This is a genomic window from Lactobacillus sp. HBUAS51381 (assembly GCF_012641095.1).
GTDB lineage: Bacteria > Bacillota > Bacilli > Lactobacillales > Lactobacillaceae > Levilactobacillus.
The window spans coordinates 82328-104035 of the sequence record NZ_JAAVSC010000006.1; the positions used below are offsets into that span (position 1 = coordinate 82328).

34 protein-coding genes are annotated in these 21708 nt (G+C 49.5%); 1 reads left to right on the forward strand and 33 read right to left on the reverse strand.

Going from position 1 to position 21708, the window contains the following annotated elements:
- Nucleotides 1-163: 163 nt before the first annotated feature.
- Nucleotides 164-1171 (forward strand): aspartate--ammonia ligase, encoded by a 1008-nt coding sequence (gene asnA, locus HEQ50_RS03545; RefSeq protein WP_168899155.1) that lies wholly within the window; start codon nt 164-166, stop codon nt 1169-1171.
- Nucleotides 1172-1266: 95 nt separating this feature from the next.
- Here asnA and HEQ50_RS03550 read toward each other — a convergent pair whose 3' ends face one another.
- The 33 genes from HEQ50_RS03550 to rplP all read right to left on the reverse strand — a co-directional run bounded on the left by HEQ50_RS03550 (nt 1267) and on the right by rplP (nt 21707).
- Nucleotides 1267-1743: a Cro/Cl family transcriptional regulator gene (locus HEQ50_RS03550; protein WP_168899156.1), complete on the reverse strand. Its 477-nt coding sequence runs from the start codon at nt 1741-1743 to the stop codon at nt 1267-1269.
- 177 nt (nt 1744-1920) lie between these two features.
- Nucleotides 1921-2439: a type II toxin-antitoxin system antitoxin SocA domain-containing protein gene (locus HEQ50_RS03555; RefSeq protein WP_168899157.1), complete on the reverse strand. Its 519-nt coding sequence runs from the start codon at nt 2437-2439 to the stop codon at nt 1921-1923.
- Between the two features lie 521 nt (nt 2440-2960).
- The gene (locus HEQ50_RS03560) at nt 2961-3623 is read right to left on the reverse strand and encodes a TrkA family potassium uptake protein (RefSeq protein ID WP_168899158.1); all 663 of its coding nucleotides are present in this window, start codon (nt 3621-3623) and stop codon (nt 2961-2963) included.
- Nucleotides 3624-3635: 12 nt separating this feature from the next.
- Nucleotides 3636-5000, reverse strand: coding sequence for a TrkH family potassium uptake protein (locus HEQ50_RS03565; RefSeq protein WP_168899159.1), 1365 nt, complete (start codon nt 4998-5000; stop codon nt 3636-3638).
- A 182-nt stretch (nt 5001-5182) separates the two neighbouring features.
- On the reverse strand, nt 5183-5923 hold the full coding sequence (locus HEQ50_RS03570; protein ID WP_168899160.1) for an SDR family NAD(P)-dependent oxidoreductase: 741 nt from the start codon (nt 5921-5923) through the stop codon (nt 5183-5185).
- Nucleotides 5924-6138: 215 nt separating this feature from the next.
- Nucleotides 6139-6492 carry a hypothetical protein gene (locus HEQ50_RS03575; protein ID WP_168899161.1) on the reverse strand — a complete coding sequence of 118 codons (354 nt, stop codon included), beginning with the start codon at nt 6490-6492 and terminating at the stop codon, nt 6139-6141.
- 734 nt (nt 6493-7226) lie between these two features.
- Nucleotides 7227-7619, reverse strand: coding sequence for a 30S ribosomal protein S9 (gene rpsI / locus HEQ50_RS03580; protein ID WP_020090117.1), 393 nt, complete (start codon nt 7617-7619; stop codon nt 7227-7229).
- Nucleotides 7620-7632: 13 nt separating this feature from the next.
- The gene (gene rplM / locus HEQ50_RS03585) at nt 7633-8076 is read right to left on the reverse strand and encodes a 50S ribosomal protein L13 (RefSeq protein WP_168899162.1); all 444 of its coding nucleotides are present in this window, start codon (nt 8074-8076) and stop codon (nt 7633-7635) included.
- A gap of 137 nt (nt 8077-8213) precedes the next feature.
- A complete protein-coding gene (gene truA, locus HEQ50_RS03590; protein ID WP_168899163.1) occupies nt 8214-9011 on the reverse strand; it encodes a tRNA pseudouridine(38-40) synthase TruA in 798 nt (265 codons plus the stop codon).
- Between the two features lie 8 nt (nt 9012-9019).
- Nucleotides 9020-9820 (reverse strand): energy-coupling factor transporter transmembrane protein EcfT, encoded by an 801-nt coding sequence (locus HEQ50_RS03595; RefSeq protein WP_168899164.1) that lies wholly within the window; start codon nt 9818-9820, stop codon nt 9020-9022.
- On the reverse strand, nt 9813-10685 hold the full coding sequence (locus HEQ50_RS03600) for an energy-coupling factor ABC transporter ATP-binding protein (RefSeq protein WP_168899165.1): 873 nt from the start codon (nt 10683-10685) through the stop codon (nt 9813-9815). The genes HEQ50_RS03595 and HEQ50_RS03600 overlap by 8 nt, the downstream gene beginning before the upstream one ends.
- Nucleotides 10661-11500 (reverse strand): energy-coupling factor ABC transporter ATP-binding protein, encoded by an 840-nt coding sequence (locus HEQ50_RS03605; RefSeq protein WP_168899166.1) that lies wholly within the window; start codon nt 11498-11500, stop codon nt 10661-10663. The genes HEQ50_RS03600 and HEQ50_RS03605 overlap by 25 nt, the downstream gene beginning before the upstream one ends.
- Before the next feature lie 299 nt (nt 11501-11799).
- On the reverse strand, nt 11800-12183 hold the full coding sequence (gene rplQ / locus HEQ50_RS03610) for a 50S ribosomal protein L17 (RefSeq protein ID WP_168848749.1): 384 nt from the start codon (nt 12181-12183) through the stop codon (nt 11800-11802).
- Nucleotides 12184-12213: 30 nt separating this feature from the next.
- On the reverse strand, nt 12214-13164 hold the full coding sequence (locus HEQ50_RS03615; RefSeq protein WP_168899167.1) for a DNA-directed RNA polymerase subunit alpha: 951 nt from the start codon (nt 13162-13164) through the stop codon (nt 12214-12216).
- 87 nt (nt 13165-13251) lie between these two features.
- Complete coding sequence (gene rpsK / locus HEQ50_RS03620; protein ID WP_125574870.1) at nt 13252-13641, reverse strand: 30S ribosomal protein S11; 390 nt, start codon at nt 13639-13641, stop codon at nt 13252-13254.
- Nucleotides 13642-13658: 17 nt separating this feature from the next.
- On the reverse strand, nt 13659-14024 hold the full coding sequence (rpsM, locus tag HEQ50_RS03625; protein WP_057734531.1) for a 30S ribosomal protein S13: 366 nt from the start codon (nt 14022-14024) through the stop codon (nt 13659-13661).
- A 26-nt stretch (nt 14025-14050) separates the two neighbouring features.
- Nucleotides 14051-14170: a 50S ribosomal protein L36 gene (gene rpmJ / locus HEQ50_RS03630; RefSeq protein WP_011668476.1), complete on the reverse strand. Its 120-nt coding sequence runs from the start codon at nt 14168-14170 to the stop codon at nt 14051-14053.
- 29 nt (nt 14171-14199) lie between these two features.
- Nucleotides 14200-14418, reverse strand: a complete 219-nt coding sequence (gene infA / locus HEQ50_RS03635; protein WP_011668477.1) for a translation initiation factor IF-1 — start codon at nt 14416-14418, stop codon at nt 14200-14202.
- 164 nt (nt 14419-14582) lie between these two features.
- Nucleotides 14583-15233, reverse strand: a complete 651-nt coding sequence (locus tag HEQ50_RS03640; protein WP_305066824.1) for an adenylate kinase — start codon at nt 15231-15233, stop codon at nt 14583-14585.
- A gap of 93 nt (nt 15234-15326) precedes the next feature.
- A complete protein-coding gene (gene secY / locus HEQ50_RS03645; RefSeq protein ID WP_168899169.1) occupies nt 15327-16658 on the reverse strand; it encodes a preprotein translocase subunit SecY in 1332 nt (443 codons plus the stop codon).
- Nucleotides 16658-17092: a 50S ribosomal protein L15 gene (gene rplO, locus HEQ50_RS03650; RefSeq protein ID WP_020090129.1), complete on the reverse strand. Its 435-nt coding sequence runs from the start codon at nt 17090-17092 to the stop codon at nt 16658-16660. The genes secY and rplO overlap by 1 nt, the downstream gene beginning before the upstream one ends.
- Nucleotides 17093-17127: 35 nt before the next feature.
- Nucleotides 17128-17310: a 50S ribosomal protein L30 gene (gene rpmD / locus HEQ50_RS03655; protein WP_168899170.1), complete on the reverse strand. Its 183-nt coding sequence runs from the start codon at nt 17308-17310 to the stop codon at nt 17128-17130.
- Between the two features lie 14 nt (nt 17311-17324).
- Nucleotides 17325-17828, reverse strand: coding sequence for a 30S ribosomal protein S5 (gene rpsE / locus HEQ50_RS03660; protein ID WP_020090131.1), 504 nt, complete (start codon nt 17826-17828; stop codon nt 17325-17327).
- A gap of 22 nt (nt 17829-17850) precedes the next feature.
- Complete coding sequence (gene rplR / locus HEQ50_RS03665; RefSeq protein ID WP_334427444.1) at nt 17851-18216, reverse strand: 50S ribosomal protein L18; 366 nt, start codon at nt 18214-18216, stop codon at nt 17851-17853.
- 38 nt (nt 18217-18254) lie between these two features.
- On the reverse strand, nt 18255-18791 hold the full coding sequence (gene rplF / locus HEQ50_RS03670) for a 50S ribosomal protein L6 (protein WP_168899172.1): 537 nt from the start codon (nt 18789-18791) through the stop codon (nt 18255-18257).
- 30 nt (nt 18792-18821) lie between these two features.
- The gene (gene rpsH / locus HEQ50_RS03675) at nt 18822-19220 is read right to left on the reverse strand and encodes a 30S ribosomal protein S8 (protein WP_011668485.1); all 399 of its coding nucleotides are present in this window, start codon (nt 19218-19220) and stop codon (nt 18822-18824) included.
- A 33-nt stretch (nt 19221-19253) separates the two neighbouring features.
- On the reverse strand, nt 19254-19439 hold the full coding sequence (locus HEQ50_RS03680; protein WP_081624603.1) for a type Z 30S ribosomal protein S14: 186 nt from the start codon (nt 19437-19439) through the stop codon (nt 19254-19256).
- Between the two features lie 19 nt (nt 19440-19458).
- Entirely contained in the window at nt 19459-20001 is a 543-nt protein-coding gene (gene rplE / locus HEQ50_RS03685) for a 50S ribosomal protein L5 (protein ID WP_168899173.1), read from the reverse strand.
- Nucleotides 20002-20026: 25 nt separating this feature from the next.
- Complete coding sequence (gene rplX / locus HEQ50_RS03690) at nt 20027-20338, reverse strand: 50S ribosomal protein L24 (protein WP_168899174.1); 312 nt, start codon at nt 20336-20338, stop codon at nt 20027-20029.
- A gap of 36 nt (nt 20339-20374) precedes the next feature.
- Complete coding sequence (rplN, locus tag HEQ50_RS03695) at nt 20375-20743, reverse strand: 50S ribosomal protein L14 (protein ID WP_168848738.1); 369 nt, start codon at nt 20741-20743, stop codon at nt 20375-20377.
- A gap of 50 nt (nt 20744-20793) precedes the next feature.
- Complete coding sequence (gene rpsQ, locus HEQ50_RS03700; RefSeq protein WP_168899175.1) at nt 20794-21060, reverse strand: 30S ribosomal protein S17; 267 nt, start codon at nt 21058-21060, stop codon at nt 20794-20796.
- A 28-nt stretch (nt 21061-21088) separates the two neighbouring features.
- Entirely contained in the window at nt 21089-21283 is a 195-nt protein-coding gene (rpmC, locus tag HEQ50_RS03705; RefSeq protein ID WP_020090139.1) for a 50S ribosomal protein L29, read from the reverse strand.
- Complete coding sequence (gene rplP, locus HEQ50_RS03710; RefSeq protein ID WP_125688341.1) at nt 21273-21707, reverse strand: 50S ribosomal protein L16; 435 nt, start codon at nt 21705-21707, stop codon at nt 21273-21275. The genes rpmC and rplP overlap by 11 nt, the downstream gene beginning before the upstream one ends.
- Between the last annotated feature and the right edge of the window lies 1 nt (nt 21708).

Genomic DNA, 21708 nt, shown 5'->3' on the forward strand with positions numbered 1-21708 from the left:
CGTTACCATCGGTAGAGTATGTTTGTACTCTAATTGAGCTGGCCCATTTCTAGAGTGGGCAACTTGGGTGGTACCGCGAAAGTTTTTTCGTCCCTTGATAACACAAGGGATGGAAAAACTTTTTTTATTTTATCTCAAACCTAAACCCAAAGGAGATCATCTTATGCATTTAATTGTTCCTAAATCATACGATCCAAAATTATCCGTGAAAGACACCCAGGAGGCCATCCGTTTCATTCGTGAAACCTTCCAATCAGAATTCGGTAAGCAGCTCAACCTCTCTCGGCTGACGGCCCCGATGTTTGTGGAGAAGTCTACCGGGTTAAACGATAACTTGAACGGCGTAGAAAAGCCCGTTTCCTTCACCATGGCCGACATGGGCGATTCGACCATTGAAATCGTCCACTCCCTGGCCAAGTGGAAGCGCGTGGCCTTGAAGAAAAACGGCTTTAAGATGCACGAAGGCCTCTACACCAACATGAACGCCATTCGGAAGGACGAGGACCTGGACAACTTCCACTCCGCCTACGTCGACCAATGGGACTGGGAAAAGGTCATCGCTAAGGACGAACGGACCGAAGAAACGTTGAAGGCCACCGTCCGGACCATCTTCAAGGTCATCAAGCACATGGAACATGAGGTCTGGTACAAGTTCCCCCAAGCCGTCCACCACTTGCCCGATGAGATTCACTTCATCACCACGCAGGAACTGGAAGACATGTACCCTGAGATGACGCCCCGTGAACGCGAGAACGCCATCAGTAAGAAACTCGGCTGCGTCTTCCTCATGAAGATTGGTGGCGCCTTAAAGAGTGGCAAGCGCCACGATGGCCGGGCTCCCGACTACGACGACTGGGAATTAAACGGTGACATCATGTTCTGGTACGAACCGTTACAACAGGCCATCGAAATCTCCAGCATGGGTGTGCGGGTCGATGCCGCTTCCATGAAGAAACAACTGAAGATTGCCCATGCCGAAGACCGGCTGAAGCTGCCATACCACCAAATGATTATGAACGAAGAACTCCCCTACACCATTGGTGGCGGGATCGGTCAATCCCGGCTCTGCATGTTACTGTTGGGCAAGGCCCACGTCGGCGAAGTCCAAACGTCCATCTGGCCTAAAGCCATGATCGACCAATGCGAAGCCGCCAACATCCACTTACTCTAACTTTTAAAATCTGAAAGCGCCATTCGTTAGTCGGAGGAGAATTCCTCGGTACTGACGAATGGCGCTTTTTTAGTTTGTCTTCTATAGTAGATTCTCTAATCCATCTTAATTCGAGCAATGACTTTGTCCTTAAAGTAGTCTTCCATGGCCGCCATTTCGATGACGTTCCCCGGCAGCGTTTCCGCCCACGGTTGATCGCACTGGACCCGTTCCATCAACTCCACGGCCGATAAGTCCCCGAAGGTCTGCCAGACGCACTCAAGAATTGCCTGAAACTGTTGAATGCCGGCCAGGTAATCGTGATCCGCTTGATCCTCAGCGGTGAGCCGGCCGACGATACTGGTCTGACCCGCATAGCGCGCCTCGACCGCCGGGATCATCACCCCGTGCTCACCCGCCACCAGCTCATCAGAAAAGGCTCGGATCCCGTAGACCACGACGCAAATGCCCTGGACGTAATACAACAATTGCGACACCTTGCCGCGACTCAATTCATCCGCATCCATGTCCTGCATTTGCTGGCTACTCTTGACCCGGAACCAGTTAACTATTTGATCGATATCGTTGTTCACAACGGACCCTCCTTGGAAAGCCTTCTGGTCAACACCGTCTTCTCTCTATCTAGCACCATCATAACAAGCCAATCAGCGAGACACAACCCTAATCGTGCGCACCCTATGAGTGGTCAGTGACCTAAACAACTCGTGAACAAATGACGGGTAACTGTCCCGCCAAGGCGGCTATTCGCCCTATGAGACGGGGTCCGCGTGAACGGCATCCACTACGGGATCGGCTGCGGTGGTCTCCGGAAAGGCCACCACCTCCGTCTGGAAGTACGCCGTCAAACGGTCTAAGTCAATGGCTTGGCCGACCTTGGTTTCCTGACACGGCGCCTCCTGTAGCATCTGTTGGCGCAACTCGATCGTCGACAGATCGCCAAAGGCTTGCCACACCGCGTGTAGGACGTCGAGGTGCTGGGGGTGACGATCCTCAATCAACCGATCATCGGCCCACGCCTTCTTGCCCAACTTGCCGACAATCCGAATGCGATCGTGATACTTTTGCCGCACCGCCGCAATCACCGGTCCATTCTTCTCAATCAAGATCTCATCCTCAAAAGCCGGTACCCCGTACATCGCGAGATACGTGCCCTGAACGTAATACAACAGGGCCATCGCCTTCCACTGCGTCAGCTCCTCGGCACCGTACATCCCCATCTGTCCCGCACTTTGCACCCGTAACCAATTGACCATCCGTTTAACTTTCACGAGTTCCTCGTCCCCTTTTGTCAGTTAACTTCTAGTGGTCTAACCATACCAAGCCATTTGGTGAAATTCAATGGGAATCGTATCCACCCGCTGAGAGGTTCAGCACAACGACAAATAGAGCACCTATCTGTTCGATGGGTGCTCACTTTTTAGCTTTTGTATGAGTGGTGTGGTTACTGGCGCTGATCGGAGGTGCGCCTCACTATGGGGGTTGGCCCTAGCAAGTTCGCTGTCTCTGCCTGTAGCTACCAGAGAGCCTGGGACGTGTGGTTGAGGCCAACGTTCATTGGCCACCCACTATGTTAGCCGTGAGTGAGTCAAATTTGGTCTCAGCCGTGGGACTTTTCAAGTGCCCTGCTTGAAAAGTGGCGTCTTTGAGACGCGGGTTATCGGCTCAAAGCGAGGGAAAAGACCGGGCTTTGGCTTTTCCCGATCCTGCCCACAGCGATCCAGGCCAAATTTGGCGAACGGTAAGGCGGCCCCTACCGCCATGTCTGTGACCCATTAGGCGGCGGCCAACGCTACTTCTTCAACGCCTCGTCCAGTGCCTCAACGTGCTCGATCGGCCCCACTACCGTCAACACATCGTGGAGCTGGACCATGTCGGTCGGCTGCGGGGAAATATTGATCTTCTGACCGTGCTGAATGGCGATGATCGTTAGGTCAAAGCGTTTACGCAGATTCAGGTCGATCAGATTCTGATTGACGAAGGTTGGGTCGGTGATGACCACCTCGGCCAGCGTGTATTTATCACTCAAGTCAATAAAATTCAAAATATGATTGGAGAGTAGCTTGCGGACGATGCTGTGCCCCATGTCACGTTCGGGGAAGATCACCTGATCGGCCCCCACGCGCTTGAGCACGCGACCGTGGTCGCTGGTTTCGGCCTTGGCAATCACCTTTTCGGCGCCCAGTTCCTTGGCCAACATAGTAGTCAGGATGCTGGCCTCCATGTTATTGCCAATCCCGACAATCACGTAGTCGAAGGTGTCGATGTTTAATTCGCGCAAGACCTCTTCATCCCGCGTATCGGCGACCAACGTCTGAGTGGCGATCTCCGTCATCTCATTGACGGGCGCCTCCTGCACGTCGACGGCGAGCACGTCTTGATGGGTCTCCGCGAGCGTTTCCACCACACTCTGGCCGAACCGCCCGAGACCCAGTACTGCAAAACTCTTCTTCATTGTTCAGACCCCTTAACCAATTAAGATATTTTCTTCCGGATAGCGAATCAGGTTCTTCTTGACCTGGCGCCGTGACAGCGTGTAGAGCGTGGTAAAGATTCCGACCCGGCCGATGAACATCAGCAGCATGATCACAATCTTACCGATCACAGTCAGATGCGGCGTCAAGCCTAAGCTCAAGCCCACGGTGCCAAATGCGGACAGGACTTCAAAGACGATATATTCCAAACCGAAGTTGTGCGGAATCTTTTCCGTCTGCGTCAGGACCAGCGTGGCCAGGGCAATCACGACACTGGCCATGAAGATCAGGAGCAGGGCCCGGCTGACGTTGGCTTGGCTGAAGCGGCGGTGGGCAAACTCGGCGTCCTTCTTACCGCGCAACTGGGCCATGCTTTGGACCATCAGCACGCCAAACGTCGTGGTCTTAATCCCCCCGGCGGTCGATCCGGGCGTCCCCCCGATAAACATCAGAATCATAATCAAAAAGATACTGCCCGGATGGAGCTCATTTGTCGGTAGGGAAATTAGGCCCGCCGTTCGGGGCGTGACGCTGAGAAAGAGCGTGTTCATCGTGCGGTTGAACCACGACGTCCCCTTGGGCAAGAGGCTCAGGTCCCGCTCCGTGACCAGCAGGATGACAAAGCCAATTACGAATAGCGACAGCGTGGTCACCAAGGTCAGTTTGGAGTTTAGCGTCAGGCGTTTACGCTCGTGGAAGAGCAATAGGTCGCGCCAGACCAGAAAGCCCAGGCCCCCCGCCACAATCAGCAGCGTGGTCACCAGTAACATGTAGGAGTCGTCGCGAAAGCCCATCAAACTGTTGCCAAAGACGTCGAAACCGGCGTTACAAAAGGACATGACGGAGTGAAAGAGCGAGATGTACAGGCCCCGGCCCCAGCCGTAACGGGGCACGAAGTCAAAGGCGAACAGCGCCATCCCCGCGAGCTGAAACGCCGCCGACAGAACGATCACGTACTGCATTACACTCTTGGTGTCGTGGAGGTGCTCCAGGTTCAGGGATTCCTTCACCATCAGCTGGGTGGACAGGTTGAGGTGCCGCCGCATCACGTTAAACAGCAATACCGCAAACGTCATGTAGCCCAGCGCCCCGATCTCCGTCATGATCATGATGGCCACCTGCCCAAACGGCGTCCAGGTCTCGGCCGTATTGACCACCGTTAGCCCGGTGATACAGGTCGCCGAGGTCGCCGTAAACAACGCGTTAATAAACGAAACCGGCCGCCCCCAGTTGGTGGCGATCGGTAGGCTCAGCATTAACGTCCCCATGGCGATGATCAGAATGAACCCCATCACCATTTTTTTCGATAAGGTATTTAAAAATAAATCATAAAACTTTGAATGTCGAATTTTATCCATGATTGTCCCTTGCCTCGTATTCCGTATTCCATTCCCTCAGTCTAAGGCAAGCGGTGGGGGAAAACAACACCTAATCACGGCTAAAATTGAAAAACTCATAGCAAAATTTCCGGCCAGCGGATCATGACCAGAACTTTTGCTATGAGCGTTATTTTACTTTTGAATTTTCAGGTTATTGCCGACTATGGCGTCGTTAACCCACCATCAACAACAAATTCTTGGCCGGTGGCATAGCTCGCTTCATCAGAGGCTAAGAAGTTCACCATGTTTGCCAGCTCTGCGGGACGACCAACCCGGCCCATTGGAATAGCCGATTCAGTGGCCTTCAATGATTCTTCGCTGGTTGTATCCAGAATTGGCGTCTTAATCACGCCGGGGTGAACAGAGTTAACGCGAATACCGTACTTGGTGAATTCGAGTGCAGCGCCCTTGCTCATTCCCCGAACGGCCCACTTACTGGAAACGTAACCGCTCAGGTCGGCAAAGCCAGCCATCCCGGCAACCGAGGAAATGTTTATGATTGAACCGTTACCGTTCTTCTTAAGGGAAGGTAACGTGAACTTCATGCCGTAGAAGACACCGTACTGGTTAATCTTGACCACTTTGTCGTAATCGGCGATCGAGACATCCTCGATTGAACTTTGAATTGCGATCCCGGCATTATTGACCAGAATATCAAATGATGCGGAGAAATGTTGTTCGCCTTCACTAACAACCTTAGGCCAAGCGTCCACGTCAGTCACATCTTGTTTGATAAAGTAGGCGTTCTCGCCCAATTGTTCCTGAATCTTTTGACCAGCCGCAACGTTCCGGCCGGTGAAAACGACCTTAGCCCCATTGTTCACGAAATTTTCGACAATCGCCGTTCCAATTCCGCTTGTGCCACCTGTAACTAATGCAGTTTTACCTGATAAATTTGCCATCCGATTACCTCCATAAGTCTTTGATTAACAACAAATGTCGCCAGATTCTTGTTGAGTTTGTAAAGTGAAATAACTAACAAGAACGAGATCATTGTAGCACACTATTGGGAAATCACCTGTAGGAAATAACAATTTAATCCAGATTTGTTCATTACATCGGTGAACAACTAGACCTACGAGCTTAGCGGTGATGTCTTAACCCATAGTTTCTACAACTATGGTTGCCAATCGCCCCTTCGACGACTGCAAATCCCCCACAATTGCGCTGCCGTTTCCTCTACCCCAGTAAATATGATTTTGGCATAAGAATCTAGATAATTGATTGCCTCATCCGATAAATTCTTAGCCATTCCCGCCAGCCGTATTCGCAAAGATAACGCCTTCTCTGGCATGTTCTCCAGATTCTCGACAACCAATATCGTATCCGTCTTCAACAGGAGCTCTACTAAATTTGAAAGTTCATTTATTTCGGCAAAATTCCCGGTAATGCGCCAATTTGACGGTTTATCTAGATTGAGTTGCCTTGTAACTGTCATAATGAATGCCAAATTATCCGCAGCATCCGTCATTGCGACCCGTGAATACTGGTGCCATACTTCCGCTGTAATTGCCTTAAAATATCAAGAATTCAGTCTATCTTCACTGAAGGTGTTGGTCCAAAGACTAGTATTTGGCGATCTCGTTGCAAAAACTCACGGAATATTTTCTTATTCAAGACGCTATAATCAACATCCTTCCTCATCTGATCGTCCTCCAGACATGCAATCAATTCCCTTACTAATAGAAAAGGATATTGACATATGTAAGGGAATCCCGTAATCTAGTACCGTATAATGAATTATATGCTACAAATGAATCGTTATTTCTGTTTTGCAAGGAGGATAAATTAACATATGAAGAAAGACAAAATCAGGCGAATCTTCCCGGAGAAGGGATTGACAATGACGTTGATAGATTATAGGGTGAATTTTAATTTAGAGTTTCCAACAGATGACAGCCGTAACCACGCCCGAACTTTGGGAAGCGCTATCAAAAGTGGGTTCATCTCATATGACCCGAAGCGAAAAATTCTGCGATCAACGCGCTGATCGCAAGTTTTGCTCTGAATACTTTATGGAAGAAATGGTCTGCCCTCAAAAATCGAGGACAGACCATTTCTTAATTTACATCTCAATACGGTCGTCGGTTACTGGGTGCTCACATAACAAAGAGCCGATATTTTAGAACCAATTTAAATTCGTCCCCAAACAAAAAAATCCCCACCAAAATAGCGAGGATCTTTCCAACCGATAATATCGAAATATTAACGCTTTGAGAATTGTGAAGCCTTACGTGCCTTCTTCAGACCTGGCTTCTTCCGTTCCTTCATCCGGGCGTCACGAGTCAAGAGACCCGCACGCTTCAATGGTCCACGGAAATCTGGGTCGACATCGAGCAATGCCCGAGCGATACCATGACGAGTTGCGCCGGCTTGACCGGAGAAACCGCCACCACGAACAGTAACTAATGCATCATAGTTACCGAGCGTTTCCGTAACGTTGAATGGTTGTAAAACCACTTCACGAATACTTGCGAATGGAATGTAATCTTCGATTGCCTTGTTGTTCATAACAATCTTGCCTGAGCCGGGTACTAAACGTACACGTGCAGAGGAGTTTTTACGACGGCCAGTGCCGCGATATTGAACTTGTGCCAATTTGGTTTCCTCCTTAGATTAGGTTAGTAATGTCTAATACTTCTGGCTTTTGTGCTTCGTGTGAGTGGTCTGCACCAGCGTACACGTGAAGCTTCAATGCCATGTGGTGACCTAAGGAGTTCTTAGGGAGCATACCTTGAACAGAAGTTTCGATCAGTTTTTCTGGGTTTTGATCCCGGAAGTTACCAGCAGTCCGTGACTTCAAGCCACCAGCGAAACCAGTGTGGTGGTAGTAAATCTTGTCGGCTGCCTTACGGCCAGTTAAAGCGACTTTTTCAGCGTTGATGACGATTACGTTATCACCAGTGTCCACGTTAGGGGTGAACGTTGGCTTGTTCTTACCACGTAATACAGAAGCAACGACTGAAGCAAGACGACCTAAGCTAACATCAGTTGCGTCGACGATGTACCATTTGCGGTCAACGTCGTTGGGTTTTGCCATATAAGTTGTACGCACGTTAAATTCCTCCATAAATCTGTGTTTGTCTGACACCAAGTAAACTTTCCGGGGCTTATCGTGGGGCAAACAATACCAACAACCATAATACAAAGTTTTCACCATAAAGTCAATGATTGTTTGCCCCTTAACCAAAATTACCGCTGATGTTGCGGCAATTTCGTTGGATGCGCCGGATCTTCGCCTTGGTAATAGACGTGTTTCAAGTATAACCCCGCTGCGGGCACCGTTCTTCTAGCCTGCCGGCGGTCCTTCACCTCGTATAAGCGTAAAATATCATGCACCGGCCGGGTTCCAGCGCCAATCTCGACGAGGACCCCCACCATGATCCGAACCTGATTGTACATGAAGCCATTGCCGTAAAATTCAAAGACCAGTTCATCATTGGCCTGGTCAATGTGACACGTGGCCTCATAGATGGTCCGCACGAAGGTCCGGGTCTGGGCCCCAGAGGCCACGAAACTGGTAAAATCGTGTTCTCCGACCAGATCACCCAGTGCCTGATTAATCTTCCCTAAATCAACGGGAAACTTCCAGTGCCCCGTATAATTGCGTTTAAACGGGTTCCGGAATTCGCCCAGATCCATCCGGTACAAATACCGCTTACCGGAGACATCATAGCGGGCGTGGAAGGTACTGGCGACCTCCTCGACCTTCAGGACCTCCATATCCATCGGTAACATGCTGTTTAAGCCCTTGCGCATGTTCTCGGCGGGAATGATGAAGGGAAAGTCGAAGTGGGCCACCTGCGCCAATGCGTGGACGCCTGCGTCGGTCCGTCCCGAGCCGTAGATCACGATCGCCGGGTCCGGCTGCTTGGCCATCTTATTGACGACCTGGGTCAGGACGCTCTCCACGGTCCGTTTGTGGGGCTGCCGCTGAAAGCCGGCAAAATTGGTCCCATCATACATAAAAGTTACTTTATAACGTTGCATGTTTCCTCCTACCAACGGCGGGTCACTAAGATGGCGGCTAGAACCACCACGAAGATGATCCACGTCACCGTGTCCCGTCGTTGCCATGTTAAAATTCGATACTGACTGCGGTGCTCACTGTCCTGATACCCACGGGCTTCCATCGCCGTCGACAAGTCCTCGGCCCGGTTGAAGGCACTCATGAACAGGGGCACCATCAGTGGAATCAGGGATTTGGCCTGCTTTAACAGGCCCCCCTCGCCGAAGTCCACGCCCCGGGCGCGTTGAGCATTCATGATCTTATTGGCCTCGTCCATCAACGTCGGGACGAAGCGCAAGGCGATCGACAACATCATGGCTAGCGTGTCGACCGGCACCTTGACCCACCGTAAGGGCTTCATCAGCGAGGCCAACCCCGTGGCGATATCCAACGGCTGCGTCGATAGCGTCAGCAGCGTCGACATCATGATGATCAACAGGAACCGGATGAAGATATAGACGGAATTGATCAGCCCAAACTGGGTGATGTTGATAAATGCCCAGTGAAAGTACACGTGTCCTCCGGCCGGACTGAACAGAAGCTGCAGCACCACCGTAAAGACGATCAGCCACAGTAACGGTCGAATCCCTTTGAGAAAGAAGCCCAAGCTGATCTTTGACGCCAGGATGGCCCCCACCGTAAAGGCGATGATCACCAGGTAGCTCACCGGATTGTTGGCCATAAAGACCAGCACGATATAGCAAAAGCTCAACATTAATTTATTTCGTGGGTCCAGATGGTGGACCACCGAATCGAGGGGTAAGTAGCGGCCAAAAATAAAGTTAGACATGGGCGTCCCCTCCTTGTGGCCACCGCGCGGCTAGCTGATCGGCCAGTTGTTCCGCGGTCAGTGGTAGTGGATCCCAGGTTAACCCACGATTGGCTAAACGCTGGGCAAATTGCGCCGCTCGCGGCATATCCAGTTGATTCTCCTGTAACCAGTCGGCGTCACTGAAGATCGCGTGGGGCGTGCCGAATTTAACCAGTTTCCCCGCGCGCATCACCGCGACCTGTTCAGCGTACTGGGCCACGTCTTCCATCTGGTGGGTAACCAGCACAATGCTCAGGCCCTGCTCACGATGGAGCCGTTCAAACAACCCCATCATCTCCTGCCGGCCTTGCGGGTCCAACCCGGCCGTGGGTTCGTCCAGCACCAAGACTTGCGGCCGCATGGCCAAGACGCCCGCGATGGCGACCCGCCGCATTTGCCCACCCGACAGCTCAAACGGGGAGCGTTCGGCATAACTGCTGTCGAGTCCCACCGTCTGGAGCATCGCATCGGCTAACTTGAACGCATCCGTCTCGCCCATGCCGAAGTTACGCGGGCCAAAGGCGATGTCCTGGCGTACGGTTTCCTCGAACAACTGGCTCTCGGGAAACTGAAACACCATGCCCACGTGCTGCCGCAGGGGCTTGAGCGCGGCATTGGTGGTCTTGGGCGTAATCGTAAAGTTGTCCACCGTAATCTGGCCACTCGTCGGCTTTAGCAAGGCGTTGAGCTGTTGAATCAACGTTGATTTGCCGCTGCCGGTATGCCCAATGATGGCGAGGTAGCTGTGGTCGGGCACACTGAAGGACACGTCCGTGACGGCCGACGTGGCCATGGGCGTCCCCGCCTGATACGTATAGCTTACGTGTTCGAAAGTGATTGCCACAGCCACTCCTCCATTTCCGCCGCTGTCTGGTACGTTGCCGGCGGGGTGATCCCCCGTTGACGCAACGCCGTTTTTAATTTTGCGGTAAAGGGTAAGTCCAAGCCCAACTTCACCAGCCGCTCCCCCTGCGCGAAGATTGTGGCGGGATCGGCCTCATCCACCAACCGGCCGTCATCGATTACGAGGATCCGATCGGCGCCGGCCGCCTCGTCGATGTCGTGGGTGATCGAGATCACCGTTAAATGCCGGTCGGTCCGCAGCTGACGAACCAGAGCCAACATGTCTCGGCGGCCTTGCGGATCGAGCATGCTGGTGGCCTCGTCTAGGATCAGCACGTCCGGCGCAATCGCCACGATGCCAGCCAAGGCGACCCGCTGCTTCTGCCCGCCGGATAATGAACTGGGCTCGCGATGCGTGAACGCCGTCATGCCAACCTGTTCAATGGCCGCGGTCACCCGCGGTACCATTTCCTCGCGTGGAATCTGCCGGTTCTCGAGTCCAAAGGCCACGTCGTCCGCCACGGTGGCCCCCACGAACTGGTTATCCGGATTCTGAAAGATCATGCCGATCTTCTCGCGGACCTGCCAGACCGTTTCCGGCGATAATCGAATGCCACCGACCGTCACTTCACCCGTCGTAAATGGCAGTAACCCGTCCAGCGACTTGGCCAGCGTCGACTTGCCACTGCCGTTATGGCCGACAATCGCCAACCACTCGCCGGCGTGTACGTTAAAACTCACGTCGTCTAGTGCCGGACGCGCATCGTCTTCCTGATAACGATAGGTCAAGTGTTTAACTTCAATGATATTTGCCATCCGCGGAAGTCTCCTTTGAAAAAAGTCACCGCTAATTATACCAAAGATTCCACTGGGACCGAAGAGATGTCGGCTGATTTCCAGCAAAAAAATGCGGTGCGCTGGAACGCCCTAAAAAAGGGTATAAAAAAATCACTAACAAACCAGCGGCGCTGAGGCGTTAGCCCCCATTCAAGCTAGACTCGGAAAAATTTCCCCATCATCGTAGCGCTCTATACCACATGGTTCTAGTGATTAATTTAAAACATATTGGTATCACGTTTAAGGTCGTGATCACACCTTGAACACGTTACTAGAAACTAGTCAACGAATTCCAGAACTGCCATAGCAGCACCATCACCGCGACGAGGCATCGTCTTTAAGATACGCGTGTAACCACCGTTACGATCAGCGTACTTCGGTGCTAATTCACTGAATACCTTTTGCAATGCGCTGGTAACGACAACATCATCGCCGTCTTCCTTAACATCGGCAACCACGTTACGGATGAACGCAGCAGCTTGACGCCGAGCATGCAAGTCGCCTTGCTTACCCAAGGTAATCATTTGGTCAGCCGTCTTCCGAACTTCTTTAGCGCGTGCTTCAGTCGTTTCGATGCGGCCGTTTAAAATTAAACTGGTAGTCAAATCGCGTAACAAGGCACGACGTTGAGAACTAGTCCGTTGTAATTTACGGTAACTCATAACCAGAAACCCTCCTTTGAGTGTCTAAAATTAGTCTTCCTTCCGAAGTGACAAACCTAAGTCAGCTAACTTAGCCTTAACTTCTTCAAGGGACTTGCGACCCAAGTTACGAACCTTCATCATGTCTGCTTCAGTCTTATTCGTCAATTCTTGGACCGTGTTGATACCAGCACGCTTCAAGCAGTTGTAAGAACGAACGGATAAGTCGAGCTCTTCGATGGTCATCTCAAGCATCTTTTCCTTATGCGTTTCTTCTTTTTCAACCATGATTTCCGCATTCTTAGCTTCGTCGGTCAAGTCGACAAACATAGCCAGATGTTCGGTTAAGATCTTAGCAGCCAATGCAATGGCTTCGCTTGGATTAATTGAACCGTTTGTCCAAACATCCAGGGTCAATTTATCGTAGTCAGCCCGTTGGCCAACCCGTGCATTCTCTACTTGGTAGTTAACCCGTTCGATTGGGGTGTAAATGGAATCAACAGCTAAAACACCAATTGGCATTTCCGTGTTCTGAGCTTTGTGCTCGTCAGCAGAAACGTAGCCACGGCCCTTATCCGCAGTCATCCGCATATGGAACGTTGCCCCATCGGCAACCGTAGCAATGTACAGATCTGGGTTCAAGACATCAACGTCAGCACCCGCAACAATATCACCGGCAGTGATCTGCGCTGGTCCCTTAACGTTGATCTCCATGGATTCTTCTTGATCGTCAGAACCGTTCAACTTCAAGGCGATCTTCTTAACATTTAAGATGATCTGCGTGACGTCTTCAACGACCCCTTCAACCGTGGAAAATTCATGTAAAACCCCGTCGATTTGAATGCTGGTAACAGCTGCACCAGGTAATGATGAAAGTAAGATCCGCCGTAAGGAGTTCCCCAGCGTTGTCCCGTAACCACGTTCCAACGGCTCAACAACAAACTTACCGTAGTTGCTACTCTCATCAATTTTATGAATGTTAGGCTTTTCAAATTCAATCATTCTTATCGTTTACCCCTTTCAAACCGCGTTGAGCTCCTATAAGTCAATCCCATCATGAAGGTTGCCCTCATTAATGAAACGCTCACGTTAAACCCGACGGCGCTTTGGAGGACGAGTCCCATTATGAGGCACTGGCGTCACGTCACGAATAGCCGTAACTTCGATACCAGCAGCTTGGATGGCCCGGATAGCAGCTTCACGTCCTGAACCAGGACCCTTAACAGCAACTTCCACGGACTTAACACCGTGTTCTTGTGATGCCTTGGCAGCGGCTTCAGCAGCCATTTGTGCAGCAAATGGTGTTGATTTCCGACTACCCTTGAACCCTAAAGCACCAGCAGATGACCAGGCAATCGCGTTTCCTTGAACGTCCGTGATCATGACCAATGTGTTGTTAAACGTAGCATGAATGTGTGCAACACCGGATTCAATGTTCTTTTTGACCCGACGCTTGCGACTAGTTTTTCTAGTAGCCATAAAGTGTTAACCCTCCTTTACTTCTTCTTCCCGGCAATCGAAACGGCTTTACCCTTCCGAGTGCGGGCGTTGTTCTTGGTGTGTTGGCCGCGAACAGGCAGACCGCGACGGTGACGCATCCCACGGTATGAACCGATTTCTTGCAAGTTCTTGATGTTCAGGCTAACTTCACGACGTAAGTCACCTTCGACCTTGTACTTGTCAACTTCGGCACGAACCTTGTCTTCTTGATCAGGCGTCAAATCACGAACCCGAACGTCTTCTGCGACACCAGCATCCGCAACAATCTTATGTGCGGTGTTGATCCCAATACCAAAAATGTAAGTCAAACCGTAAGCGATTTTCTTATCACGTGGTAAATCCACTCCAGCAATACGTGGCATTAAATGTGCACCTCCTATAAATTGAATTACTTACCCTGGCGTTGTTTGTGCTTAGGGTTGGCTGAGCAAATAACCATTACTCGACCCTTACGCTTGATAACCTTGCAGTGTTCGCACATTGGCTTAACTGATGGTCTTACTTTCATGAATATCCCTCCTACATCTGTCCAGGCGGTTACTTGAAACGATAAGTAATCCGGCCTTTAGACAAGTCATACGGTGACATTTCAACAGTTACTCGATCACCAGGCAGAATTCGGATGTAGTGCATCCGAATCTTACCGGAGACGTGAGCGAGAATCTCATGACCGTTTTCTAATTCGACCCGAAACATTGCGTTAGGTAATGTTTCGGTAACTTTACCTTCGACTTCGATGACATCGCTTTTCGCCACGAAAGTACCTCCCTTTTAATTGCGTGTAAAATACACGTAAAAGCAGCAGGAGCAAGGATGTTGCTCCCACCTAGCACCTGTGAATTGCGACAGCGCGCCATTTACAGGCTAAACCTGAATAAGTCTACCATAATTCCCACAACTTAGCAAGAACTTAGTAAAATCTACAGGTTCTTCAAGATCTTTTCAATGTCGACGTAGACATCATCGATAGCCCGGTCACCATCTACCGTGAAGAGCAAGCCCTTCTTGGTGTAGTAATCAACGAGTGGCGTGTTGGCCTTAAGGTTAACCGCCAGACGATTCTTCACCGTTTCCGGCTTGTCGTCTTCACGTTGATAGAAATCATGGCCGCCACAGACATCACAAGTGCCCTCAACCTTAGGATTGTGGTAAAGCTTGTGATAGGTGGCCCCACACGTCCGGCAGATGTACCGACCGGAAAGGCGTTCAACCAACACATCGGGTTCCACGTGAATGTTGATCACGGCGTTGATGGTCCGATCCAGTTCAGGACCAAAGCTATCTAAAGCTTCGGCTTGATCAAGGGACCGCGGAAAACCATCCAACATGAACCCAACCTTGGTATCATCTTGAGCTAAGCGATCCCGAACGATGCCATTGGTGACTTCATCCGGTACCAGTTCACCCTTGTCGATGAACTTCTTAGCGGCCAAGCCCATTTCGGTTTCGTTCTTCATCGCTTCACGGAAGATGTCTCCCGTTGAAATGTGCGGCAAATGGAACTCATCGATAATCTTTTGGGCTTGGGTTCCCTTACCGGCGCCCGGTAGGCCCATGAGGATTAAATTCATTGCTGTCATGTTCGTTCTCCTTATTTCAAAATTATTAGCCTGAAATACACAAGCAGGTGTGCCAATTAGATCAACACACCCGCTGGAAACTCATTAAGCTGGTTCTGGACCTTGAGGATCATGTGGTGATCCTTGAATAAAGCCGACGTATTCGCGCTTCATCATCAATCCGTCAACCTGACGCATGGTTTCGATGGCCACACCAACGACGATTAAGAGGCTGGTCCCACCTAAACCAATAGACTCATCTAAGTCCCAAAGATTTTGGGCTAACAACGGAATTAAGGAAATGAATCCAAGGAAGAGTGACCCAACAGTGCTGAGTCGCATCAACAAACTGGAAACGTATGACTGCGTTTCGTGACCAGGCCAAACACCAGGAATGTAGCTCCCCTGCTTTTGCAGGTTCTCAGACAACTTTTCTGGGTTGACTTGAACGAACGCATAGAAGAACGTGAACACAATGATCAGAACGGTGTACAGAATGGCACCATCAACGGTTTGCATGTTGAAAAGGTTCGTCATGGTTTGATACCAAGCATCTTGTGAATGCGTATTTTGGAACGCCATCAGAATGGTCTGAGGCGTCGCAATAAACGAACTTGCGAAGATAACCGGGATAACACCCGCAACGTTAACCTTTAATGGAAGATAACTGCTATCTGGTGAACCAGATACCCGCCGCGTATACTGCATCGGTACCCGCCGTTCGGCCTGTTGAACCCACGTCGTAAACGTGATAATCAACAATACCAGAACCACGAGGCCCAAGACGAAGAGTACGCTCTTCCACATGTCGCCGGTCGCGATGTCAACGAAGTAATCTTTGTAGAGTTTGTAGACAGCGGTTGGCGTCCGGGCAATGATCCCCGCGAAGATGATCATTGAAATCCCGTTACCTAAACCACGATCGGTGATCATATCACCCATCCAAGTCGTCAACATGGTCCCACCGGTCAGGATTAACCCGATCGACAGGTACGTGGTCACACTCGGATTTTGCACCAGTTTCATTGAGCTTAACGCACTGAAACCAGCGGTGATCCCGATCGACTGAACGAATGCCAAGGCAATCGCTAAGTAACGTGTCGCTTGGTTTAACTTCCGCCGTCCAACGTCCCCTTGCTTACTCCATTCAACGAAGCGCGGAACGATGTCCATCTGTAGCAATTGAATAACGATTTGTGCAGTGATGTATGGTGAAACCCCCATCGCAAAGATGGAATAGTTCGTTAACCCACCACCACTGAAGGTATCTAAAATACTAACCAACCCAGAAGACGCAACGCTTTGAAGTGCCTTTGCGTTAATGCCGGGGACAGTAATATAGGTACCCAACCGAAAGACAATCAAAACCAGAAGAGTAAAGAGAATCTTTTTACGAATATCTTTAATCTTAAACGCGTTTTTTAAGCTTGAGAGCATTAAATCACCTCAGTCTTACCACCAGCAGCTTCGATAGCTTCGGCAGCTGACTTGGAGAACTTAGCGGCTTTAACCGTTAACTTCTTCGTTACTTCGCCGTTACCCAAAATCTTGATACCGGCTTTTTCGTTCTTCACGATACCGGCTTCGACTAAGGCAGCTGGTGTAACTTCAGCACCATCATCAAAGACGTTCAAAGCAGATAAGTTTACGACAGCAAATTCCTTGCGGTTAATGTTGGTAAACCCACGCTTTGGAATCCGACGGTACAGTGGCATTTGGCCACCTTCAAAACCCAAACGAGTCTTGCTACGAGCCTTTTGACCCTTTTGGCCACGACCAGCAGTCTTACCGTTACCAGATGAATCACCACGGCCAACCCGGTTACGAACCTTCCGTGAGCCTTCAGCAGGTTTTAGTTCATTCAACTTCATGCTATTGCGCACCTCCTTATAAAATGAAATTAGTTCTACTTAACTTCTTCAACTTTAATTAAATGTGCGATTTGGAAAAGCGCACCGCGAGTGGCTTCGTTGTCCGGTTGTAATACCGTGCTGTTCACACGGTTCAAACCAAGAGCTTCCACAATCTTCCGCTGTTTAGGGAGGCGGTGAGCAACACTATGAATTAAAGTAACTTTTAATTGAGCCATTTTAATACCCCTCCTTATTCAGCTAAGTGTTGAAGAGAGACACCACGGAGAGCGGCAACTTCTTCAGCACGCTTTAACTCAGCAAGGCCAGCAAAAGTGGCACGAACTGCGTTAACAGGTGTGTTAGAGCCAAGACGCTTAGAAGTAACGTCAGCAACACCGGCTAATTCCATGACGGAACGAACGGCACCACCGGCAGTAACTCCAGAACCTTCAGCAGCGGGCTTGAGTAAGATCTTACCCCCACCATAAAGACCAAGTGCTTCGTGAGGAATGGTCGTTCCCACGATTGGAACTTCGATCAAGTTCTTACGAGCGGCTTCAACAGCCTTACGGATAGCTTCTGGGACTTCTTGTGCTTTACCAGTACCAAAGCCAACGTGACCGTTCTTATCGCCGACAATTACAAGTGCTGAGAACCGAAGACGACGGCCACCTTTAACAACTTTGGTGATCCGGTTGATAGCAACAACGTTATCTTCAAGTTCTAACTTGTCGGGATCAATAAATTTTGCCATGTGTGGTTATTCCTCCTTACTGTTAAAATTCCAGCCCGTTTTCACGAGCAGCTTCTGCCAATGCTTGGACACGGCCATGGTACAAGTACCCGCCACGATCAAACACGACGTTGCTAATCTTCTTTTCGACAGCGCGCTTAGCAACTAAAACACCGACAGCCTTAGCTTGGTCAGTCTTGTTGTCGCCGTTAACTTCGCTATCTAACGTTGAGGCACTAACAAGCGTGACACCCGCTACGTCATCAATGACTTGAGCGTAGATGTTTTTGTTAGAGCGGAAAACGTTTAAGCGTGGGCGTTCTGCAGTTCCAGAAATTTTGTTCCGGACACGCGTATGACGCTTTTGACGTGTCTTGTTCTTATCTGGTTTTGTAATCAAAATAGTCACCTCTTTGTAGAATTATCAGCAATTAAGCTGCGTTACTGTTACTTACCAGTCTTACCTTCACGAATCCGAACGTATTCGTTTTCGTAACGGATACCCTTACCCTTGTAAGGTTCTGGTGAACGAACGGCACGAACTTCGGCGGCAAAGTCACCGACTTCTTGCTTGCTGATACCAGAAATGTTGATGGTCGTGTTATCAGGAACCTTAACTTCCAAGGTTTCTGGAATAGCCATTTCAACAGGGTTGGAGTAACCAACACTCAAGATCAAGGTCTTGCCCTTGGCTTGAACACGGTAACCAACACCGACCAGCTTCAAGGTCTTAGCGAAACCATTAACAACACCTTGAACCATGTTGTTTAAGTTAGCACGCTGCGTACCGTGAAGAGCACGGGTCTTGTTGTTGTTGTCTGGACGGTCGAAATCAACCGCACCGTCACTAATTTTCATGGTGATGATGTCAGAGAAAGTCCGGGTTAAAGAACCTTTAGGACCCTTGACAGTAACTTGATCACCATCGCGTTTAACATCGACGCCTGCTGGGACATCGACAGTTTTATAACCAATACGACTCACTGTAAGGCACCTCCTATCTTCTTAAAAGTTTTACCAAACGTAGGCGAGAACTTCGCCACCGATTTTTTTAGCACGCGCTTCTTTATCAGTAACTACCCCTTCAGAGGTGGAGATAATAGCGATACCTAAACCGTTCAGAACCTTTGGCACAGCGTCGGCCTTAACGTATGAACGTAAGCCGGGCTTAGAAATACGCTTCAAACCACTGATGACACGTTGGTTATCCTTACCGTACTTCAGAAATACACGGATGATACCTTGCTTGTCGTCATCGATGTATTCAACATTACGGATGAAACCTTCGCGCTTCAGGATTTCAGCGATGTCGCGTTTAATTTTAGATGCAGGTACTTCGAGTGATTCGTGACGCACCATGTTGGCGTTACGGATCCGCGTCAAGAAGTCTGCAATAGGATCAGTCATGGACATTAACGTTTACCCTCCCTTTGTTTAAAATTCGTTTTACCAGCTAGCCTTCTTCATACCAGGAATTTGACCCTTGTGGGCAAGTTCGCGTAGGCAGATACGGCAAAGGTGGAACTTTTGATAAACAGAGTGTGGACGTCCACAACGTTCGCAACGAGTATATTCTTGAGTAGAGAACTTCGCAGGACGCTTGTTCTTAGCAATTTGTGATTTCTTAGCCAATTTGTGTGAACCTCCTTAATTAGTGTGCAAACGGCATACCGAATTGAGTCAATAATTCGCGTGACTCTTCATCAGTGTTAGCCGTCGTAACGATAACGATGTCCAAACCACGAACACGGTTAACGTTATCAAAGTTAATTTCTGGGAAAATCAATTGTTCCTTGATCCCCAAAGTGTAGTTCCCACGGCCATCAAAGGCACGAGCACTAACACCATGGAAGTCACGAACACGTGGCAATGACACGTTGATTAATTTGTCCAGGAATTCGTACATCCGGTCACCGCGGAGGGTAACCTTAGCACCGATTGACATGCCTTCACGAAGACGGAAGGTTGCGATTGACTTCTTGGCCTTAGTAACCAATGGCTTTTGACCAGAAATCAATCCAAGTTCTTCAACGGCTTCGTCGAGGTTCTTAGCGTTGGAAACAGCATCACCAACACCCATGTTCAATACGATCTTTTCGATCTTCGGCGTTTGCATAACAGAACTGTAGCTAAATTTTTCCACCAATGATGGGGTAATTTCATTAACGTACTTTTCTTTTAAACGAGCTGACATGAAATTATGTTCCTCCTTTCAATGATTATTTGTCGATGGTTTCGCCGGACTTCTTAGCGAACCGGACTTTGTGACCATCTTCAACACGAACGCCAAGCCGGGTTGGTTCGTTGTTCGAAGGATCAATAAGCATAACGTTGGATGCGTGAATTGGTGCTTCAATATCAATAATTCCGCCTTGGGGATTAGTTTGAGAAGCTTTTTGGTGCTTCTTAATCATATTGACGCCTTTAACGATCACGCGGTTCTTGGCATTGAAGACTTTGGAAATCGTACCTTCCTTGCCTTTGTCCTTGCCAGCGATCACGCGGACCTTGTCACCAGTTTTAATAAGCATTCCTGTGGGCACCTCCTTGTTTAACGCGATTCTTAATTACAGTACTTCGGGTGCTAATGAGATAATCTTCATGAAGTCGTTGTCACGTAATTCACGTGCAACTGGTCCAAAGATCCGAGTCCCTTGTGGGCTCTTGTCGTCTTTAATCAGCACAGCAGCATTTTCATCAAAACCGATGTAAGAACCATCATTACGACGTACACGAGACTTCGTACGAACGATAACAGCCTTGACAACATCACCCTTTTTGACAACGCCACCTGGTGTTGCTTGTTTGACAGTAGCAACGATGACATCACCGATTCCGGCGTAGCGACGTTTTGAGCCACCCAGAACCTTGATAGTCAGGATTTCCCGGGCGCCGGAGTTATCGGCAACCTTTAAGCGACTTTCTTGTTGGATCACAGCTAGTGTCCTCCCTTCAGATCTAGTTCAGAATACGATAAAAACGACACCTAAATGATTACTGCTTTTTCAACAATGTCGACTAAGCGGAACCGCTTGGTAGCAGATAATGGACGAGTTTCCATGATTTCAACAATGTCGCCAGTTTGGGCTTCATTCTTTTCGTCATGTGCCTTGTACTTCTTGGAGTACTTGACACGCTTACCATATCTTGCATCCGTCTTCGTCGTTTCTACAACGACAGTGATCGTCTTGTCCATCTTGTCAGACACGACACGACCACGGTAAACCTTGCGGTTATTACGTGCATCACTCATGTATTAGTGACCTCCTTCTTATCGTATTCTACTTGTTCAGTTCTTGTTGACGAAGAGCGGTCTTAATCCGCGCAATGTTCTTGCGAACCTGCTTCAACCGTGCGGTGTTTTCCAATTGACCAGTAGCTAATTGGAAACGCAAGTTGAATAATTCGTCCTTGTAGCTCTTTTCTTTATCGAGCATTTCAGCAGTGGTTAATTCATTGATTTCTTTAGTCTTCATTAGATTCGCCACCTACTTCCTCTCGAGTTAAGACCTTAGTACGAACGGGAAGCTTCATGGCTGCAAGCCGTAATGCTTCACGGGCCGTTTCTTCAGAAACGCCACCGACTTCAAACATTACCTTGCCACGCTTGACTGGGGCTACCCAGCCATCAGGCGTACCTTTACCATTACCCATCCGGACCCCAACACCTTTACTGGTGTAGGATTTGTGAGGGAAAATCTTGATCCAAACTTTCCCACCACGCTTCATATAACGTGTAATTGCAACACGGGCTGCTTCGATTTGACGGTTGGTAATCCACTTGGAATCCAACGCTTGCAAACCGTAATCACCGAAAGCCACGCTCTTGCCACCCTTGGATTCGCCACGAAGCTTACCACGGTGGACACGACGGAACTTTACTCGCTTAGGTACCAGCATG

What these genes read in the sequence shown, in the direction of transcription:
- truA (WP_168899163.1), bottom strand. Translation starts at nt 9,011, where the DNA reads ATGCAACGTTATAAAGTAACTTTTATGTATGATGGGACCAATTTTGCC.
- rplP (WP_125688341.1), bottom strand. Translation starts at nt 21,707, where the DNA reads ATGCTGGTACCTAAGCGAGTAAAGTTCCGTCGTGTCCACCGTGGTAAG.
- rpsK (WP_125574870.1), bottom strand. Translation starts at nt 13,641, where the DNA reads ATGGCTACTAGAAAAACTAGTCGCAAGCGTCGGGTCAAAAAGAACATT.
- HEQ50_RS03575 (WP_168899161.1), bottom strand. Translation starts at nt 6,492, where the DNA reads ATGACGGATGCTGCGGATAATTTGGCATTCATTATGACAGTTACAAGG.
- rplQ (WP_168848749.1), bottom strand. Translation starts at nt 12,183, where the DNA reads ATGAGTTACCGTAAATTACAACGGACTAGTTCTCAACGTCGTGCCTTG.
- rpmC (WP_020090139.1), bottom strand. Translation starts at nt 21,283, where the DNA reads ATGAAGACTAAAGAAATCAATGAATTAACCACTGCTGAAATGCTCGAT.
- HEQ50_RS03595 (WP_168899164.1), bottom strand. Translation starts at nt 9,820, where the DNA reads ATGTCTAACTTTATTTTTGGCCGCTACTTACCCCTCGATTCGGTGGTC.
- asnA (WP_168899155.1), top strand. Translation starts at nt 164, where the DNA reads ATGCATTTAATTGTTCCTAAATCATACGATCCAAAATTATCCGTGAAA.
- rplE (WP_168899173.1), bottom strand. Translation starts at nt 20,001, where the DNA reads ATGTCAGCTCGTTTAAAAGAAAAGTACGTTAATGAAATTACCCCATCA.
- rpsH (WP_011668485.1), bottom strand. Translation starts at nt 19,220, where the DNA reads ATGTCCATGACTGATCCTATTGCAGACTTCTTGACGCGGATCCGTAAC.
- rpmD (WP_168899170.1), bottom strand. Translation starts at nt 17,310, where the DNA reads ATGGCTCAATTAAAAGTTACTTTAATTCATAGTGTTGCTCACCGCCTC.
- HEQ50_RS03570 (WP_168899160.1), bottom strand. Translation starts at nt 5,923, where the DNA reads ATGGCAAATTTATCAGGTAAAACTGCATTAGTTACAGGTGGCACAAGC.
- rpsM (WP_057734531.1), bottom strand. Translation starts at nt 14,024, where the DNA reads ATGCCACGTATTGCTGGAGTGGATTTACCACGTGATAAGAAAATCGCT.
- rpsQ (WP_168899175.1), bottom strand. Translation starts at nt 21,060, where the DNA reads ATGAGTGATGCACGTAATAACCGCAAGGTTTACCGTGGTCGTGTCGTG.
- HEQ50_RS03615 (WP_168899167.1), bottom strand. Translation starts at nt 13,164, where the DNA reads ATGATTGAATTTGAAAAGCCTAACATTCATAAAATTGATGAGAGTAGC.
- HEQ50_RS03560 (WP_168899158.1), bottom strand. Translation starts at nt 3,623, where the DNA reads ATGAAGAAGAGTTTTGCAGTACTGGGTCTCGGGCGGTTCGGCCAGAGT.
- HEQ50_RS03565 (WP_168899159.1), bottom strand. Translation starts at nt 5,000, where the DNA reads ATGGATAAAATTCGACATTCAAAGTTTTATGATTTATTTTTAAATACC.
- HEQ50_RS03640 (WP_305066824.1), bottom strand. Translation starts at nt 15,233, where the DNA reads ATGAATTTAATCCTCATGGGCCTACCGGGCGCCGGTAAGGGAACCCAA.
- rplO (WP_020090129.1), bottom strand. Translation starts at nt 17,092, where the DNA reads ATGAAGTTGAATGAACTAAAACCTGCTGAAGGCTCACGGAAGGTTCGT.
- HEQ50_RS03605 (WP_168899166.1), bottom strand. Translation starts at nt 11,500, where the DNA reads ATGGCAAATATCATTGAAGTTAAACACTTGACCTATCGTTATCAGGAA.
- rpmJ (WP_011668476.1), bottom strand. Translation starts at nt 14,170, where the DNA reads ATGAAAGTAAGACCATCAGTTAAGCCAATGTGCGAACACTGCAAGGTT.
- secY (WP_168899169.1), bottom strand. Translation starts at nt 16,658, where the DNA reads ATGCTCTCAAGCTTAAAAAACGCGTTTAAGATTAAAGATATTCGTAAA.
- rpsE (WP_020090131.1), bottom strand. Translation starts at nt 17,828, where the DNA reads ATGGCAAAATTTATTGATCCCGACAAGTTAGAACTTGAAGATAACGTT.
- rplX (WP_168899174.1), bottom strand. Translation starts at nt 20,338, where the DNA reads ATGCTTATTAAAACTGGTGACAAGGTCCGCGTGATCGCTGGCAAGGAC.